Raw genomic sequence first — 18,652 nt, 5'->3', positions numbered from 1 at the left:
CCCGGTCAGGTCGGCCAGCAGCCGCGGCCCGCGCAGCAGCCCGTCACCGGCGAACGGCACGGCCAGCACGATCGGGGTGGTATCGGGCAGCCCCAGCTCGGCCACGTCGGTCGCCACCAGCTCGGCGAACTCCTCGAACTCCAGCAGCAGTTCCGACTCGTCGTCGCGCCGCACCACGATCTTTCCTTCGCGCATCTCCGCCGCCACGACGTAGGGCTGCGAGGAGAGCGGCCACGGGGGGCTGCCGACCAGGCTCGTAAGCGGCTTGCCGTCCTTCATCAGGCGCGTGCGCATGCGGCCGGTGTCCAGTGTGACGACCGGCGTCCCGCCCCAGTTCAGGCCGGGCAGCCTGGTCCTGCCGTCGCCGCCGGTGAAGTGGCGTTTCCGGGCGGGCTCCAGGACGCCGGACCGCTCGGCGTGGAAGGCGCCCAAGGCCGCCGTGCCCGTCGCCCGCCGCGCGCGCCGGGCCTCCTCGACCAGCTCGAACAGCGCCGCGCGCTCCGCCGCGCCGACGGCGGCGCCCTCGCCCAGATGCAGTGTCCGCCGCGCCAGGCCGTCCAGATCCAGTGGCCGCCCGTTCAGTCGCCGGTCCTGCCGCCGCAGTGCGTCGAGATGCTCCACACCGGCCGCGGTCCGGTCGTAGGCGAACTCGATCGTCGCCTGCCGTCCGATGTCGGCGGCGGAGGCCGTTCCCGTCAGTGCCGCGCGCACCGGTGCGTCCCTGGGGACCCGGCCCAGGCCGCGAGCGCGCGTCCTGAAGTCGGCGGCCCGCAGCCGCTCCTGCGGAGGCAGGTCGCGCTGCCTGGCTTCCATTTCCTCGTCGAGACGCTCCATGAACGCCTCGCGCACCGCCTCCGCACGCTCGGCGCCCAGTCGCTCCGCCGCCTCCTGACGGCTCTCCTGTCCCGCCCGCGGCGCGTCGGCCCCGTATCCGGTGAACAGGATGCCCGGCAGGGACACTCCGAGACGGCGGTTGCGCATCCCGGCCAGGGCCACCCGGACCATCAGCCGCTCGACGCCCTCCAGGTCGTCGTCGTACTCCGAGGGCGTCTTCGCCCCCACGGCGAACGGCACCAGCGTCGCCCGCGGCAGCGCCCGCTGCGCGGCTGGGTGCACCGACGGGGCGTGCGGCCGCGCGGGAACCTCAAGTCCCGGCATGGGCTGGCCGGACGTCGCGCGGGACACGGCGCGCTGCCTGACGGCGGCGGGTGCGGAGGTCGCCACCGCGATCGGCCGGGACCCGGCGGCGCTCCCGCTCCTGGCGCTCGTCGGCGCGTCCGCCTCCCGCGCGCCGGCCGACGCGACCCGCACCGGCCCGGCAGCCGTCGCCGCCGTGCGCGGCGCCGGGGTCCGGGCGCCGGTCCCGGTGCCGGTGCCAGTACCGTCGGCCCACCGCTTCCGCAGCCCCAGACCGGACCGGAGCGTGTCGGCAAGCTCGGCGGCCGGCGCCAGGTCGGCGCCGCCCTGGGTGAGCAGGTGCCGCGCGACCTGCTCGACGGCGCCCCGGAAGTCGGGCCCGGCGTAGCGGGAGTCGGCGAGCACGTCGTGCGGTTCCACCGGCAGCACCAAGGAGACGGCGGTGGCCCAGGCGCGCTCGACGTCCGCCGCCGTGGCGCTTTCGTTCGCGCCGAACTCCTGCCTCGCCGAACTCCACAGTCTGCGGGCCACGTTGGCCGCCGCCGCGTCCAGCACCTGGGGCCAGGCGCCGGGCCGCAGCATCCGCAACCGTGCCTGCTCCGGCCGCCCGAAGCCGCCGAGCAGCAGTCGCTTGTCGCCGAGCAGCACCAGCTCGGTCTTCTGGCTGCCGGTGAGTTCGACGTTCGCCGTTTCCACGTCGGCCGGGTCGACGCTCTCGTTCGCGTCCAGGGCGGGCAGCCCCGCGAGCAGGCCGGCCGGCAGGTCGTCCGGGGTCACCGCTCGGGCCAGCCACTCCCGGTGCGCCGCGTCCCGGGGGACGAGCGGGCCGGCGGCCGTACTGCCGCTGTCCTCGCCCGCGAGCGCACGGGACGCGGTCAGCTCGGCGGGCGCGACACCCAGCCGCAGCAGCCGCGCCTCGGCGTCCTCCACCGCCGTACGGTCCCGCGCGACGTCGCTCCAGGCGTGCGCGGTCGCGCTGTCGTTGGTGCCGCTCCGCAGCGCGGCCTCCGCCCCTGCGACGGTGTTCCGAAAGACGGCCAGCGCCCGCGCGCGCCCGCTCCACGCGGAGTCGAGCACGGGATCGCGGGCGGGTTCGGAGGCGGGTACGGGCGCAGGCGCGACCCCGTCGGTCGCGGGCGCCGCCCCGTCCGTCGCGGAGTTCGCCAGCCGTGACACCTGATCGGAGAGAGCCCTCTCCGCCGCCTCCGAGGGAGCCGCCGAAGGCGGGTCGCCCTCGTCCGGCGTGACCTGGTGCCAGGTGTCACGTGCCGCCTCCGACGCGCCGGACGCCGGGTACACCGCGAGGCTGAAGGTCTTGCTCTTCTCGTCGAACCACAGGCCGACCTGGTCCGTCGACCCCCACCATGTCTTGGCCGTGTTGCGGGCGAACTCACCGAGCGGGGTGCCGTGCAGGGACCGCGAGCCCGGGGGCATGGCGGCGGCGAGCGTCGTGACCACGGGAACCCCGTGCTCCCTCTTGCGCAACTCCGGGTCGCGGTAGGCCAGATCGGCGAGTTGCTCGAACGGCGTGCCGTTGCCGCGTCCGCCGTACACGAAGGGAGCCGGGCCGCCTTCCTCGTGCCAGGGGGCGTCCTCGGTGGCGAACTTCTCGAAGCCGCGGCCGTCGGGCTTCCGCCGCAGCAGGGTGACCTCGCTCGGGTCGAAGCCGCCGGGCCGGAAGTCCCGGAAGTTGAAGAGCCTGCCCCATTCCTGGCCGGCCCTGTCCTTCCTCAGCGTGTCGCGGGACAGCGCGCCCGCCAGCTCCAGACGGTGCGAGGCCAGCTCATGGAAGCTCCCCGGGTCCCGGCCTGCGGCCAGCGCTCTGCGCACCCCCGCGACGGCCTCACCGAAGCGCTGGGGATCGGGGGCCGGCAGGCCCAGCAGACGCTGCGCGAGCATCGCCCTGTTCTGCGCCCGCAGCGCCGGGTCGGCCGCGAACATCCCCCAGGTGGTGAGGAGTTGTTCGGTCTCGACCTGCGCCCACAGCGTCCGCGACCACCGCGCCTCGACCGGCGGCGCCTCGGAGCCGGTGTCCGAGGCGGAGCCGGTGTCCGCGGCGAAATCCGCGTCCGCGTCGGAGGACGGGCCGGTGACGGGGTCAGGCCCGAGAACGTCCCTGATCACCTTCGCGGGGTCGGGCATCTTCTCGAACGCGTCCAGCGCCCTGGTGACCGCCGGCAGCGGCAGCCAACCGGTCAGCGGCCCGCGCTCCCCCGCGTCCGCCCGACCCGCCGCGTCCCGCAGCAGATTCAGGTAGGCGTCCGGGGCGACCGGGACTCCCTGCGCGGTCCCGCCGTGCCGCTGTGCCAGGGACTCGAACAGCTCCATGGTGAACCGCCGTACGCCGGGCCGGTTCAGGGCCGGATCGGCCTCCCGCCGGTTCTCCAGCGCTCCGATACCGCCCAGCAGCTCCTGGTAGTCGGCCCGCGTGTCCGCCGAGGGGCCGAAGACCAGCCGCAAGGCCCGCACCAGGCGCAGTGCCCGCTCCCGCACGGCCTCGGACGCGGGGCCGGCCTCGTCGTGCAGCCGCGTCCGAAGTGCCACCCGGTCCAGCGCCGCACCCTTCGGCTCCGGACGGAAGAGCTTCCACCGCGCTGTGCCACCGCGCAGGTCCGTCATGAGCACGTACGAAGGCAGACCCGACCGGCTCCGCTCCCAGAAGCTGGTGTTCACGAAGACGCCGGCGTACACCGGCCGGTTCGCCTCGTTCGCCACGTGCTGGGCGCCGGGCACGTCGGAGAGCGGGTCGGTACCGGCCGGCCGGCCGTCGCGGGTGGGCGGGACCCCCGCCACCCCCTGCGGGGAGAACATCCCTCGGTAGCAGTCCCGCTGCACAAGGGGACGCTCTTCCGGCACTCCGAGCAACGACACCTGATACGCGATCCTGCGCGCGTGCTCCCTGCCCTCGGCCTGCTCCACCCCGTCCGGGTGCGAACGCCGCCAGTTCGTCCCCTCGGCGCGGTCCATCGAGATGTAGCCGAAAACGTGGTGGTCGTCGCCGACGATCGGGTACCGCTCCAACGCCGCCGGCGCCCCGGCGGGAGTCTCCCGGCCCCGGTACAGGGCGGCGAGGAACCGGGGGTACTCCGGTACGGAGCCCTGCCGCCACCGGGTGGCCGCGGTCAGGTCAGCGACAGGCTCCTGGACCGGCCCGAGCGTCGGCGCCGCGGCGGTCGCCGCTGCCTGGCGGGCCGCGGTGGCCGGCTGCCCGATCGGCCAGTCCGAGGGCGACGCGTCACCCATGTCGGGGGTGAACACCCTGAAGGTGTTCCCCTCGGCCGCTGTCCGGCCCTCCAGCGGGAGCACCGCGAGCGTGTAGGTCCGGCGGTCCTTGTCGTACCACAGCGTGGTCGGACTCGTGGAGGCACACCACGTCTTGCCCGTGCTGCGGGCGAACGCTCCGACGACGCCGCCGCCGCCGACAGGTGCGGAGCCGGGCGGCATGGGCGCGACGGGTTGCGTCGTGACCACCACGCGGTCCGACGGCAACGAGCGCAGAGCCGGGTCGCGGTAGGCCAGATCGGCGAGTTGCTGGGGCCTCGGACCCGCCGGGCCCGGGTGCCGCAGGTCGTAGACGAAGGGCACGGGGACCCCGGGCCGGCTCCAGGGGGCCGGTTCGGTGGTGAAGGGCTCGAACCCGCTGCCGTCGGGCTTCCGCCTCAGCAACATGATCACGCGGGCGTCGAAGGCGCCGGGGACCGGCGACGTCGCGAGGAGATGCCTTCCCCACGGCGCCTGCCCGGACACGCGCGCCAGCGTTCCCGGGGACAGCGCTCCGGCCAGCTCCAAGCGGTGCGAGGCCAGCTCGTGGATGTCCGTGTGGCTCCGGCCGGCGGCCACGGCCCGGTGCGCGGCGGTGAGCGCCTCGTCGAACCGCGCCCGGTCCGGCCGGCCCAGGCCCAGCATGCGTGCGGCGAAGACGCCCTTCCGCACGTCGGTCAGCTCACTGGTGACGCGCCCCATCTTGACCTGTGCCCACAGCGCCCGGGACAGTTCCGCCTCTCCGAGCCGAGCGGTGCCGTCCAGGCCGAGGATGTCCCTGACCCGGGCGTCGCCGCCCGGAGCGGCCATGGCCGCCAGCGTGCGCGTCACGGACGGGAGCGGCAGCCAACCGGTCAGCGGCGGTTCGATCGGCGCGGCCGGCCACGCCCCCGACACCTCGTCGAGCATGAGGCGGGTCAGCGAGGCCAGGTCCGACGGCGTCGGGAGGCCGCTTGCCTGCCGCCCGCGCCGGTATTCCGCCAGGATGGTTTCGAACAGCGCGACGGTGAACCTGCGCGCCCCCGGAAGGTTCAGTACGGGGTCCGCCGCCCGCATGCGCTCCACGAGCCCCATGGCCCGCAGCACCTGCGGGAACCGGGGGGTCTCGACCACAAGGCCGCCGAAGAAGTGCGTCAGCACCCGGGTCAACTCCAGTGTCCTGACCCGGGCTTCGGCACGTTCCTCCTCGGTCGGCCGGGAGCCGGGGGCGAGACCGGCATCGCTCACCCACGCGTCGAGCGCGGCGCCCGTCGGCTCGGGCCGCCGGACGATCCAGTCCGTCCGTCCGCCCCGCTCGTCCGTTCCCAGACCGAACACCATCGCGTTGGGGTCTCCCGGGACACGCATCGCCGACCACTGGGCCACGTAGAGCGCGTAGGAGGAGCCGTACATCGTCCGCCCGGCCAGATTCGCCACGGCTCCGACGAAGGACGGCTCCGAGAGCCAGTCCTGCACCGCCGGATGCGCACCGGAAGCCGGCCGGTTCCGCAGAGTGTGGTCCAGACCCGGAGGCGCCGCGCCGAAGCAGCTCGCGAGGACACCGGGGACGGTCCTCGGGGCGCCCGTCTGATCCAACTGCCATGCGGCCCAGGCCGCGCCCCGCGCCACGTCGAAGGCCCGCACTCCGGCCGTGGTGAACCAGAAGGTGGTCCCCGGCAGACCGTGCAGACCGGCGACGACCACGGAGGTCGCCCCGGCCTGGCGCCACGGCACGGGGTGCGGGCCTTCCGCGACGGCCACCCGACCGGGACGCTTGACGAAGTACGACGTGGCCTGCGCTGCCCGGCTGAGCAGCAAGCTGATCCCATGGCCTCTGACACCGGTCCCCTCGATGTCGTCCGAGAAGAAGCCCGTCAGGCGGAAGTCCGGGCCGACGAGCGGGAAGGCCATCACCCGGTGGTCCCACACGGTGGTGTCACCGGCCCGCAGACCGGCCACCGCGCGCAGCGTTTCCGGGTCCCGCACCAGCCAGCTCGCCGGGGGCATCTGCGGGAAGCTCTCCAGCACGGGCACGGTCCGGTACGAGGCCCGGTCCGGCGTCGTCCACATCAACGAACCGTTGGTCGCCCAGACCTCCCGCCCGTACCGGGTCACGAGCGCGTCCTGGAGGTAGGTGTTCCAGGAGCTGACCCGCGGGACCGCCAGCAGGAAGGGGACGCCCGGCCCCATCGTGCCCTGCACCGGGTCGAACGCCACCAGTTCGACGAACACCTCGAAGGGCACGTCCGCCTCGAAGTCCTTGCGGCCGCGGATCGTGACGCTTTTCCTGTCACCGGCGGCCGCGTAGAGGTACGGCTCGTCCCCGGGCTGCTTTCCCTGGGTCCACGGGGCGGCGCCCTGCCCGGTGAGGATCATCCCGCCCTGCGGATCGCGGCCCGTCGCCGTCGCCGTCCTGCTCAGGTCGAGGGCCGTGAGCGTGGCCCCTCCCCAGTTCCAGCCCCGGGGGCGGCCCTGGCCGTCGTGATGGCGGAACGCGGCGTCGAAGGCGCCGTTGAGCACCAAGTGGTAGGCGGCCAGCACCCTCAGGGACCGCGCGTCCCGCATCTCAGGAGCCATCGCCACGCGCACCAGGTCGGCGAGATCCGCCGGGGTCGTCGGCCGGCCGGGCGCCGGCATCAGCACCGACCGGGCCAGCACGGCCAGGTCGAGCGGGCCGCCCCGCAGCGCCGGATGCGGCGCGCGCAGCCGGTCCAACCGGGCCAGCGCGTCCCGCGCGTCGGGCCAGAAGGGCTCGTTCCGGGAGGACCGGCCGTAGAGGTCCGTGAGTATCCCGTCGTAGTGCTGCGCCACGGCGTGCGGCACCGGCGCCGGCAGGGGCGCGGACAGGGACACCGCAGGGGCCTCGGGCGGCGGGCTCGCGTCCGCCGTCTCGGCGTCGGGCGCGAGGGAGCCGGCCCGGGGCTTGTCCTCCACCGGCCGGGTGAGCACAAGCCCCGGGCCGGCTCCCATGGCCCCGACCGGCCCCGTGGACCCGGTCGCGGGATTGGTCGCGAACAGCGGCCGGCCCGGCGAATTCGCCCGGGAAGTCCAGAGTGCGGCGAACCCCGGTACCGGAGTCGCCGGCGCGGCGGGCGCCGGGGCCGGAGAGCCGTGAACGGTGCTCCCCGGGCTCGCGGCCGGTGTGGACACGTCCTCCGGCAGGACTTCTCTCCAGGTGTGCGGAACCGCCGGAGATCCCCCGGGGTCCGGGTAGACCGCGAGAGTGGTGACACCGGTGAGCTGATCGGTGTACAGCCCGGTGTGGTTGAGCGAGCCCCACATCGGTCTGCCGGCGCCGCGCGACAGGTCACCGAGCGGACCGGTCGCCGGGTGGGCACCGGGCGGGATGGCGCCGACGGCCGCCACGATCACCGGGGTGTTCATTCTCAGCGCCCGCAGCGCGGGGTCGCGGTAGGCCAGATCGCCGAGTTCTCCGGGCGGGGCCAGTGCGCCGTCCACCTCGTACACGAAGGGCGGCGCTCCGTGCGGGTCGTACCACGGGGCGATCTCGGTGCCGATCGGCACGAACGAGCCGCGGGGTCCCGGGCCCATCAACGTGACGGTGGACGGGTCGAAGACCGTGGGCAGTCGCGGCCCGGCGCCGAGAGACCGGCCCCAGGTCAGACCGTTGAGGGGGTCCCGGTGCAGCGAGTACGGGGACAGCACGCCGTCCCGCTCCCGTGCGTGGGAGGCCAGCGCGTCGATGTCCTCGGCGTCACGGCCGGCGGCGAGTGCCCTGCGCACCGCGTCGACCGCCTCGCCGCGACGTGCCGGGTCGGGAGCGGGCAGGTGCAGCATCCGCTGCGTGAGGACGCCCGGGTCCGGCGCGTCCTGGAAGAACCGTCGGGTCCTGACCTCGGCCCAGACGGTCCGCGACCACTCCGCCTCGCCGACCGGCGCGGCCCCGTCCCGTCCCAGGACGTCCCTGATCAGGGACTCCGGGTCCGACGCTGTCGACACCCAGTCCAGCGCCCGGACGAACTCGGGCAGCGGCAGCAGGCCGGTCAGCGCGCCCCGCTGCCCCGCGTTCCACCGGGCCGCCGCCGCGCTGAGCAGTCCGCGGTAGTCGTCGTCCGTTACCGCCCGCCCGCCCTGTCCGGTTCCGGCGTGCGCACGTGCCAGGGTCTCGAACAGCTCCATGGTGAACTCCCGGCCGCCGGGCCGGTTCAGCGCGGCGTCAGCCGCACGACCCGATTCCAGCGCGCCGATACCGCCCAGCAGCGTCCCGAAGTCCGTCCGGTCCGCCACATCCGCACCGAACACCAGGCGCAGCGCCCGCACCAGACGCAGCGCCCGTCCCCGCACCTCCTCCGACGCGGGAGCCGCGGCGTCGTGCAGATGCGCCGCACGCGCCGCCTCGTCCAGTCCGGTGCCCTTCGGCTCCGGCATGAAGGCCGACCACCGGGTCCCGGCGCCGCGCTCGTCGGTGACCAGAGCGATCGCCACCTCGTCGGCGCGCAGCCCCGTTCGCAGATTTCGTCCGACGCCGACGGCGTTCGAGTAGCTGGAGGCGTACACCCTCCGGTCCGCCTCGTTCGCGACGTACTGGCCGACCGGCGGATCCACCAGCGGATCCGCTCCGGTCGGCTGCGGGAGCGGAGCTGCCCCGGACAACCGGCCGCCGGCCACCGGGGGGTTGTGCACCGAGCGATCCGTTCCCCCGGGCATCCCGGCGAAGCAGGCCAGCATCACCACGGGATGAGACAGCGGCAGGCCGGCCTGCGCCACCTGGGACGCGATCAGCCGTGCGGACTCCCGCGCGCCGTCCCTTCTGACCCGGGTCCGGTCCCGGTACCGGTCCCGGGTCAACCAGTCGACGAACCCCGCGCCTCCGTGGTTGTTGATGTAGATCGGGGTGGGCAGTCCGTCCTCGACCCAGGGCACGAGGCGCGGTCCGAGCAGGCGCAGGCGGCTCGGCCGGTATTCCAGGTACGACCTGATGCCGGCGAGGCGGGCGTAGAGATCGCTGCGTTCGCTCCCCCGGTCCGGCGCGCCTTCCAGGTCCATGGAGATGTACGCGTTGAAGCGGTGGTCGGCGCCGGCGAGCGGGAAGGTGATCTCCTCGCGGCTCCAGTCGACCGTGCCGCCGTGCGGCAGCGTGGCTGCCGCACGCACCGTGGCCGGGTCCCGCAGCAGCCACTGCGCCCGGAACCCCTCCCTCTCCTGGAAGGTCAGCACGAGCACGGGCCGCGTGGAGCCGGGTGTCGCGTCGGCCCAGCGCACCAGGCCGTTGGAGGCCCATACATCGCGGTCGTGGAGCGCGACCAGCGCGTCCTGGAGAGTGAGGCCCCAGGCACTGACCTCAGGCATCGCCAACAGGACGGGGACGGCCGCGTCCAGCGCCGGCAGCGTCGTGTCGAACGCCATCAGCTCGTGGAACACCTCGGGGGGCACCGCTGCCTCGAAGCCCCTCGACCCGCGCAGCCGGATTTCCGCCTCGTTCGACTCGGCGGCCAGCAGATACGGCTCAGGTCCGTTGCCCCAGGGGGCGAGGCCGTCCTCCCGGTAGGAGAGTCCGCGCTGCGGGTCGACCACTTCCACCGCCGACCTGGTCAGATCGGCGTTGAGCGGGACCCGTGCCGCGTTCCAGTCCCAGCCCCGCGGATCACCCTGGGCGTCGAGACGGCGGAACCGGTCCGCGAACACGCCCCTGCGGATCAGGTGGACGGCGGACAGCACCGCCAGATTCCGCGCCCCCTGGGCCCGCGCGTCCATCGCCACCCGCAGCAGATCGCGACGGATGTCCTGCCGCACCGGCTCGGCCGGTCCCATCAGCAGCACCCGGCGGGCCAGCACGTCCAGTTCGAGCGGACCGTGCGAGAGGGTCCGCTCCCGCCGGCGCAGCGCGTCCAGCATGCCCAGGGCGTCCCGGGCCGCCGTCCGCGGGGCCTCGTCCCCGGACGCGGGCCCGTACAGGAAGGTGAGGAGCCTGTCGTAGGGCCCGGCGTCAGGCAGCCGGGCGAACCCGGTGGAGGACTGTCCGCGGCCGGCGGGGGAGGAGCCCCGACGCCCGCCGGAGGATTGCCCGCGGCTGGGCGCGGGTGCCGTGCCGCGTCCCGGCCGGGGCATGTTCGTCTGCCGCACTACGGCGTTCTGCGGCAGTACGGCGTTCTGCCGCGCGGACACCGTGCTCGGAAGCGGCCGGGGCGGGGCCGCCGGATCGGCCACGGGCCGGGTGAGGACAGGGCGCGCCGCACCGGGCCGGGTGGCGGCGGCTGTGCCGGGCGCGGTCGAGTCCGAGTCGTCGGACACCTCCTCCACCCGCCGTACGAACACGTGCCCCGGCGTGCCCGACGCGTTCGTCGGCACTGCCGCCGGCGGCCCGGACCCCGCGCCCACGGTGCCGAACCAGGGGATCGCCAGCGGGTCAGGGGCCAGGGGGGCGGCGGAGGCGCCGGCCGCGGCCTGGGACAGGTGGTCCGCCTGGTCGGGCGTGACCGCGCCCCACGTGTCGCGCGACGCCTGGGAGGCGCCGGCCTTCGGATACACCGCCACCGTGGTCGCACCCGTGGCCCCGTCGCGGTGCAGCCCGACCGAATGCGTGGAGAAGTGCGCGATCTTGCCGGTGTTGCGGGCGAACTCCACCGGCAGACTGCCCGCCACGGGGGGCCCGGCCGGCCTGGAGCGGCCGACCGCCAGGACCACCGGGGACCACGGGTTCCGCGACCTCACCTCCGGGTCGTGGGAGACGAGGTCGCCGAACTGCCCGGCAGGCGCGTAGTCCTCGGCCACGGCGTAGACGAACGGCGCCGCGCCGTCCCGCGCGGCCCAGGGCGCCGGTTCCGTGTCGTAGGGCACGAACGAGCGGCCGTCGGCCGACCGCGCCATCAGCGTGACGACGCTCGGGTCGAAGTCCCCCGCCCGGTACTGCCCGCCGTCAAGGACCCGGGCCCACGGGTTGCCCCGGGAGTCCAGCAGCCGCCGGTCCGGTGCGAACGCCCCGTCCTCCTCCAGGCCGTACGAGGCCAGTTCGTCGAGGCTCCGGGGATCGCGCCCTGCCGCCAGCGCCCGGACGACGGCGGCACGGGCCTCCCCGAACCGCGCGGCGTCGGGCGCGTCCAGGCGCAGGATCGTTGCCGCGAACGCCCCCTTGTCGGCCTCGCTCCTCATCCCTTCGACGACCTGCTGGGCCTTGACCCCCGCCCACAGCGTCCGGGACCACTCCGCCTCCTCGACCGGCGCGCCGTCCGCCAGGTCCAGCACCCCTCTGATCACGGACTCCGGGTCCTGGACCGACCCCAACTGCGCCAGGGCGCGCGTCACCGTCGGCAGCTCGTGCCATTGCGTCAACCGGCGCCCCGGCTGCCCGGCCCACGCGTGCGCCGCGTCCTCCAGCAGCCGGCCGAAGCGCTCCGCCACGAGCGGCGGCACCCCGCCCGCCGCACTGCTCTGCCCCTGCCCGTGGCGGGCCGGGTGCGCGTCCGCCACGGCCTCGAACAGCTCGACGGTGAACCGGCGCGTACCGCGGACACCGGGACCGTCCAGCGTCGGATCGGCGGCCCGCATCAGCTCCAGCGCGCCCATGCCCCGCAGCAGCAGCCGGGCCCGCTCGTGCCGCGGATCCGGCGCGAGGCCCGCGCTCCGCAGCGGCAGCGCGTGCTCGTCGAGGGCCAGGAACCGGCCGTTCAGGTCCTTGAAGGGGGTGGAGATCCGCCGCAGCGCCATGACCACCCGCAGCGTCCGCTTCCGTGTTTCGTCGGAGGCACGGTCCGGGCCCGTGTGGAGACCGGCGATACGCGCCACGTCGTCCAACACCGCCCCGGTCGGCCGGGGCCGCAGGACGGCGAATCCCGTGGCGGCGGCGATCCCCTTGCCGCGCGGATCCGTGCCCACGCCGAAGACCGGCACGTCCGCCGGAAGCCGCAGACTCGGCGCGTCCCAGATGTCGTAGCCCTCGTGGAGCTGGGCGAACACCGTCCTGCCCGAGCGGTCCGCCACGAGCTGGAGTTCCGGCAGGTCCTCCAGCGGATCGGCGCCGCGCGGCTCGTAGTCGTAGACCGACTGGAACCGCGTGCGGGGGCGCCGCCGCTCCCTGGGCATCGCACCGAAGCAGTTGGTCGCCACGACGGGGTGTGCGGCGGAGCGCCCCGCCAGGGCGATCAGGCCCGCCATCCGGTCGGCCGAACTCTCGCCCGAGGTGATCTCCCGTCCTCCCGGGGTGGGCCAGAGGGTGCTGCCGGTCAGTCCGTGGATGTGCAGGTGGACGGGGACCGGCAGATCGGCCGCCACCCACGGCAGTGGCCGCAGCTCCGCATGGCGCGTCATCCGGCCGGGACGCATGAGCACCTGCCACGAGGGCGCCCACATCCGCGCGGCGTTCTTCGTACGGTTCCAGCGTTCGTACCCCGGCATGGCGTTGAAGTCCATCGCGACGATGCCGATGAGGCCGTGGTCCGCGTCGCCGAAGGAACGGAAGGTCACCTGCCGGCTCCAGTGGGCCGCGTCCCCGAGCCCCGCGTCGTTCGCTCCGCGCACCGTCGCGGGGTCGGACCGCAGCCAGGTGCCCCGGACGCCTTGCTGCTCCAGGGCGACCAGGGTGAGCACGGGCGGGCCCGACTGGCCGGGCAGCGGCGTCCAGGTCGCCTGGGTGTCGTGGGCCCAGGTGCCCCGGCCGTACTTGGCGGCGAGCCCGTTCGGCAGTACGAGGCCCAGCTCGCGGATCCGGTTCATGGCCAGCAGGAGATCGGCCCCCGGCGGCACCTGCTTCAGGTCCGGGTCGAACGCGGGCAACTCGACGAAGACCTCGAACGGCACGAACCGCCTGAAGGTGCCCCGGCCGGCCACCCCGACCCGTGTCGGGTCGCTGGGCGCGGAGTAGAGATACGGCTCGGGCCTGCCGTTCGCCGACCACGCTCCGGGGCCCCGCACCACGGATCGCCCGCCGTCCTTGTCGATCACGGACACCGCGGAGCGCCCCAGCTCGAAGTCAGCGGGCAACTGCCCTGTCCAGTCCCAGCCCCGGGGGCGGTTCCCCGCGCCCGGCGCGATACGGAACCGCGCGTCGAACGCGCCCTCGCGCACCAGGTGGTGGGCGGCGAGCACCGCCAGACTGTCCGCCCGCACCCCGTACGCCTGCCGTGCCCCGGTGTCCAGGACCACTTCGAGCAGCTTCTTGCGCAGCTCGGCAGTCGCCTCGCCCTGCCCCAGCATCAGCACATGGCGGGTCAGCGCGCCGAGGTCGAGCAGCCCGCCGGCCCATCGGGGCTCCCGCGCCCGCAGCAGGTCCAGGGCGGCCAGCGCTTCCGTGCCCTTCGTCCAGGCGTACTCGCTCCCGGCACGCGGTCCGAACAGCTCCGCCAGGATCTGCGCGTAGTGCTCCTCGACCGCCTGCGGGTCCTGCGCGTCGTCCAGTTCCATCGGCGACCCGGGAGGCGTCGAACCGGTCAGGGACGTCGCGGAGCCGGGCCGCCCGCTGTTCGGGAAGCCCTGCGGCGGACCGGCCGGGTGCCACGCCTGCCCGCTGCCGGTGCTCCGCACCGCGTCCGCGACCGGTCGCGTGACCATCCTTCGCGGCGGCGCGGCCTGCGAGGCCGGCGTCGGCGGCGACCGGTATTCCGGACCGGCGGGGGCGGCGAAGGCGGCTCCCGCACCGTCGGGAGCCGGCGGACGCGTGTTCTGCGGGTCGCCCATGTCGGGAGTGACCTGGCCCCAGGTGTGCAGGGAGGTCGGCGGGCCGCCCGGCTCCAGGACCACGGCGACGGTGTACGTGCCGGTGCCCGGATCACGGTGCAGCCGGACCTCCGCCGTGGAGGCCCACCAGTCGGTGCCGGTGTTGCGGGCCAGCTCCCCCGGCAGGCTGCCGACGACCGCGGGGCCGGCGCCCGGCGGCATGGCGTACGGGAAGGCCGCGACGCCGGGGGCATGCTCGGTGAGGGTCCGCAGTTCCCGGTCGCGGTAGGCGAGATCGCCCAGCTCACCCGGCGTTCCCGGGGCGGCGGCGCCCGTGTAGACGAAGGGCTTGGCCGGTGAGGGGCCCAGGTCCGCGTGCCAGGGGGCGGGATCGGCGCCGGCGACGGCGAGGGAACCGTCGGGTGCCCGCTCCAGCAGGGTGACGACGCGGGGGTCGAAGGTCCCCGGCTCCCGTGCGCCGCCGGAGAAGTCCCGGCCCCAGCCGTCTCCCTCGCCGTCCCGCAGCACCGTGGCGGGCGACAGGGCTCCGGCGCGCTCCAGCGCGTGCGAGCCGAGTTGCGCCGCGCTCTCGACGTCCCGGCCGGCCGCCGCCGCCCCGCGGACCGCGGCGGCGTCGAACCGCGCCGGGTCCGGGACCAGCTTCCGGCTCATCGCGAGGTCGGCCTTGACGATCGCCCACACCGTGCGGGACGCCTGCTTCTCCCCGACGGGGGCGTCGTCGTCGAGTGCCAGGACCTCCCTGATCCGCGCCACCGGGTTCGGGTGGGAGCGCAGTTCGGACAGAGCCGTGACGACGGGTTCCGTCGGCAGCCAGTCGGACAGCGTCCGGGAGTCCCCCGCTTCCCGCACGCCCGCCGCCTCCAGCAGCAGCCGGCGGTGCGGCCCCTCGTCCGGGATCGGGGCGCTCGGGGAGCCTGTCGCCAGGTAGCTGAAGAGATCCATGGTGAACCGCTTGGCACCCACCCGGTTGACCGCGGCGTCGGCCTCCCGCATCAGCTCCAGGGCGCCGATGCCGCGCCACAGCCGGTCGAACTGCGGGTCGCGGTCCACCAGAGGGCCGAACGTGTGCACCACGGCCCGCCACAGCCGCAGTGTCCGCTCCCGGGTGCCCTCCGCACCGGCGGGGAGGTGGGCACGGCGGGCGAGGTCGTCGAGTTCGGGCCCCTTGGGCTCCGGACGGTTGACGACCCAGCCGGTGTGCGGCTCGCGCTGGTCCGTGGTCAGGGTGATGACCGGCTCGTCGGCGACCGGGCCGCCGGTCAGTTGGCCGGCCGCGTAGACGCCGATGGCCTGGGGAGCCGCGAAGGCCCAGGAGTTCAGGTGGTTCGCCACGAGCTGGCTCTGGGACAGGTCGTCCAGCACATCGACGCCGACGGGCACCCCGTACGAAAGGGGCGGGTTCGGCATTCCGTGGTAGGTCGCGCTGCCGCTCGTCCCGAGGTTGCAGCCGACCAGCAGGAGCGGGTACCCCGCGGGCAGCCCGGACCTCTCGACCAGGAACGCGACTCTGCGGACGAACTCGGCGGGGCCGGGGTGGGCCACCCCTGCCGCGGTGGGCCAGGAGCTGGTCGCCACTCCGGCATGGAGCAGCAGCGGTAGCGGCGCGCGCATGCCGAGTTGCCACCAGGGCAGCGGTCGCGGGTCCCAGGCCGCCGCCCTGCCGGGGCGGTTGACGTGCCACACCCGCGCGTCGGCGAGTTGGGACGCCCGGTAGCTGCGGGCGTAGCCCCGGTCGGCGTCCGCTTCGAGGTCCAGGGCCAGGAAGGCGCTCAGGTGGTGGTTCGGGCCGATGACCGGGCGGACGACCATGTCCCGGCCCCAGTCGATCGCCCCGGCGCGTCGCGGCGCTACGGCGGTCGCGGTTGCCGGGGAGCGCAGCAGCCAGCCCGGGATCGGGCCGGTGCGTTCCACGGAGGTGAGCGCGATGACGGGCTGTTGCCGCGCGTCGCCGGGCGGAACGAGCGTCTTCACCGTGCCGTTGGTGGCCCAGACCGTCCAGCCCTGGCGGGTGGCGAGGCCGTCCTGGAGCTGGAGGCCCCACGCGACGGCTTCGGACAGGTACAGCAGCACCTGCGTACCCGGCGGCAGGTGCGCCAGGTCCGGGTTGAACTCCAGCAACGCGTCGAGGACCGCGAACGGCGCGCGCCGCCCCAGGATCTCCACCGACCAAGGACCGCTGTCCCCGCCGATCACGTAGGGCCTGGGTCCCCCGGGCCCCGCCGCCGTGCGCCACGGGCTGACGCCGACGGTCACGGCCGGGTCGCCGCCCTGCCGTCCGCGTATCTCCACCGCCGTACGGTCCAGGTCGAGGGTGGCGGGCAGGCTGTTCGACCAGTCCCAGCCGAGCGCGTTCCCCGCCGCGTCGGTGTAGCGGAACTCGGGGGCGAACGCGCCCTCCTGGTGCAGATGGAAGGCGGACAGCTCCGCCAGCGAGCCGGCCCGGGGACGCTGTACGGCCAGCGCCACCAGCGCTGCCAGCTCCTCCGCCATGACCTCGTCGTCGAGGCCCAGCATCAGTACGCGCCGGGCCAGGGCCGCCGCGTCGAGCAGCGGACCGCCGGCCGGCTCCGGGTCCCGCGCCCGCAGCCGGTCGAGCAGCGTCAGCGCCTCGTGCGCCCCTGCGGGGAAGTACTCGGCCGCACCGAACGCCTCGACCAGGACGCTCTCGTGGTGCCTGGCCCGCTCGTGGGCGGTGGGTTCGGCCACCGGCGCCGGCGCGCTGCTCGCCGGCGCAGCCGCCGGACGCGACGCGGGGGCGGACACCGGGGCCGAAGCCCGGTCCACCGGCCGGGTGAACACCCGGCGCGGCGCGGCGGCCGGCGCTGCCACCGCGCCGTTCCACGTGGCGGCGCGGAGGGGCACGTACCGGGGGGTCAGGTCGAAGCCGGACAGTTCCAGGACCTCGTCGGCCGAGGCCGCCGCCTCGACCAGCATCAGCGGCAGGCCCAACGCGAGCGGCGGCACCGGCCGCCCCGTCGCGTGGGCGTAGCCGGTCACCATCCGCCGCAGCGTGTCCGAGGTCAGCAGCGCGTTGTCGCCCGAGCGGTTTTCCCGGAACCGGTCCAGCAGCCAGAAGCCCCGCAGCAGCGCGTCGAACGCCGGCTGGTTGTCCTCGACGGACGGGCCGTAGATCAGCCTGATCGCCCGTACCCAGCGCAGCACCCGCCCGCCCGTGGCCTGTCCACCGGTCACCCGGGCGCTGAGGACGTCGAGTTCGGGCACCGACGGCTCCGGACGGAATCCCGCCCAGTCGTCGTCCGCCTCAAGCTGGAGTCGCGCGCCCAGGCCACGTGCCAGGTCGGCGGGCACGATCACGGGGGCCCGCCCGCTGACGGTGGACCACACCCACATGTCCAGGCTGTTCGCCAGGTACTGCCCTGCCCCCGGCGCCACCAGCGGGTCCGCCGGGGGCGGCCCCGACACGTCGAGGCCCATCGGGACGAGGGCGCCGCCCGACGGCAGGTCAGGGGCGAGGGCGTAGAGGGCGTCCACCAGACCGGGGTAGCTGAACGTCTTGACGTCCCCGGACAGCAGCGCGAGCCGCGCCCCCGTGCCGTCACCGTCGATCCCCAGGGCGAACATGCCGGTGAACGGCAGGGCCTGCGGGGCCGACTCCACCGACCCGGACGCCGGGCCGCCCGCGTCCTGGGCACCGCGCGTGACCCTGGTGAACGTGTACACGTCGCGCAGCAGTCTGTAGGTCTCCTGCTGTCCGTCCCACGCCTGCCCGGTACGGGAGGAGAAGCCGACCGGCACCCGGGACGGCGGCTGCGGAGGCATGCCGGGCTGCGGGGGCATGCCCGGCTGCTGAGGCGCGCTCAGGTGCTTGGTCGCGGCGACCTCGCGCATCCGCACCGGCTCGCCGTCCGCCGCTTCGACCGTCCCGTCCCACGCCACCGGGTCGGGGGCCGCCCCGGGATCGGCCAGCATCAGCAGGGCTCGCTCGGCGTTCCTGACGAGCGGCTCGACCCGCTGCCGCTCCGGCGCGGGCAGCTCGCCCAGCCGGGCCGCCGCCGCCTCCACGGCGCCGCGCAGCGCCCGGTGTGCGGGGGCGTCCGCCGGGAGGGGCGTGCCCAGTGCGTAGGCACCGATCCCGCCGGCGATGTCGAAGCAGTCGAGAGCCGGCAGCAGCGTGCTGGTGGAGCCGTCCGCCTGGGGGAAGCCCGCCGCCGCCAGGGTCAGGAAGGGCGCGGTCGCCCGCACCGCGGGGTGCCGCGCGATACGCGAGAGAGCGTCGCGCTGGGCGGCCCGCGACAGCGGGACCGCGAACCTCTTCGCCCGCTCGTCGTCCTTCTGGAGGAATTCCAGCAGCTCCTCGGCCGCCTGCCGGATCTGCTCGGGCGTCATGGCGGGGTCGTCGAAGCCGTAGTGGCGCAGCTCCAGCAGGACGAGCGCGACCGCGAGCCGCCCGAGATCGGTGTCCAGCGGGCCGTATTCCTCCATGCCGATGGCATCGACCCGGTTCAGCGTCGCCCCTTGGGACATCCGTCCCGTCAGGCCGAGGTTCAGCTTCTCCCGCACCAGCTTGAACGGGCTGAAATCGTCGTCGGGGATCCGGCCGAACTCCCGGAGGTTCTCCTGGAACCAGTCCCGGGCGCCCTTGAGGTGCGGAACAGCCACCTCGCCGATCAGGCCGGTGTGCCCG

At 74.9% G+C, this 18,652-nt stretch carries 1 protein-coding gene (running past both ends of the window); it reads right to left on the bottom strand.

Every position in this 18,652-nt window falls within one protein-coding gene, locus ACZ63I_RS31775, for a lonely Cys domain-containing protein, read on the bottom strand. The gene is 47,094 nt long; 13,155 of those nucleotides lie to the left of the window and 15,287 to its right, leaving coding positions 15,288-33,939 in view, spanning codon 5,096 (partial) through codon 11,313 (complete); reading right to left, the first codon wholly in view occupies nt 18,649-18,651. Both codon boundaries (start and stop) fall beyond the window edges.

The sequence above is a fragment of the Streptomyces sp. NPDC087906 genome, from assembly GCF_055584925.1.
The sequence above is the reverse complement of the archived record's forward strand: the minus strand, read 5'-3'. Positions and strand labels throughout refer to the sequence as shown.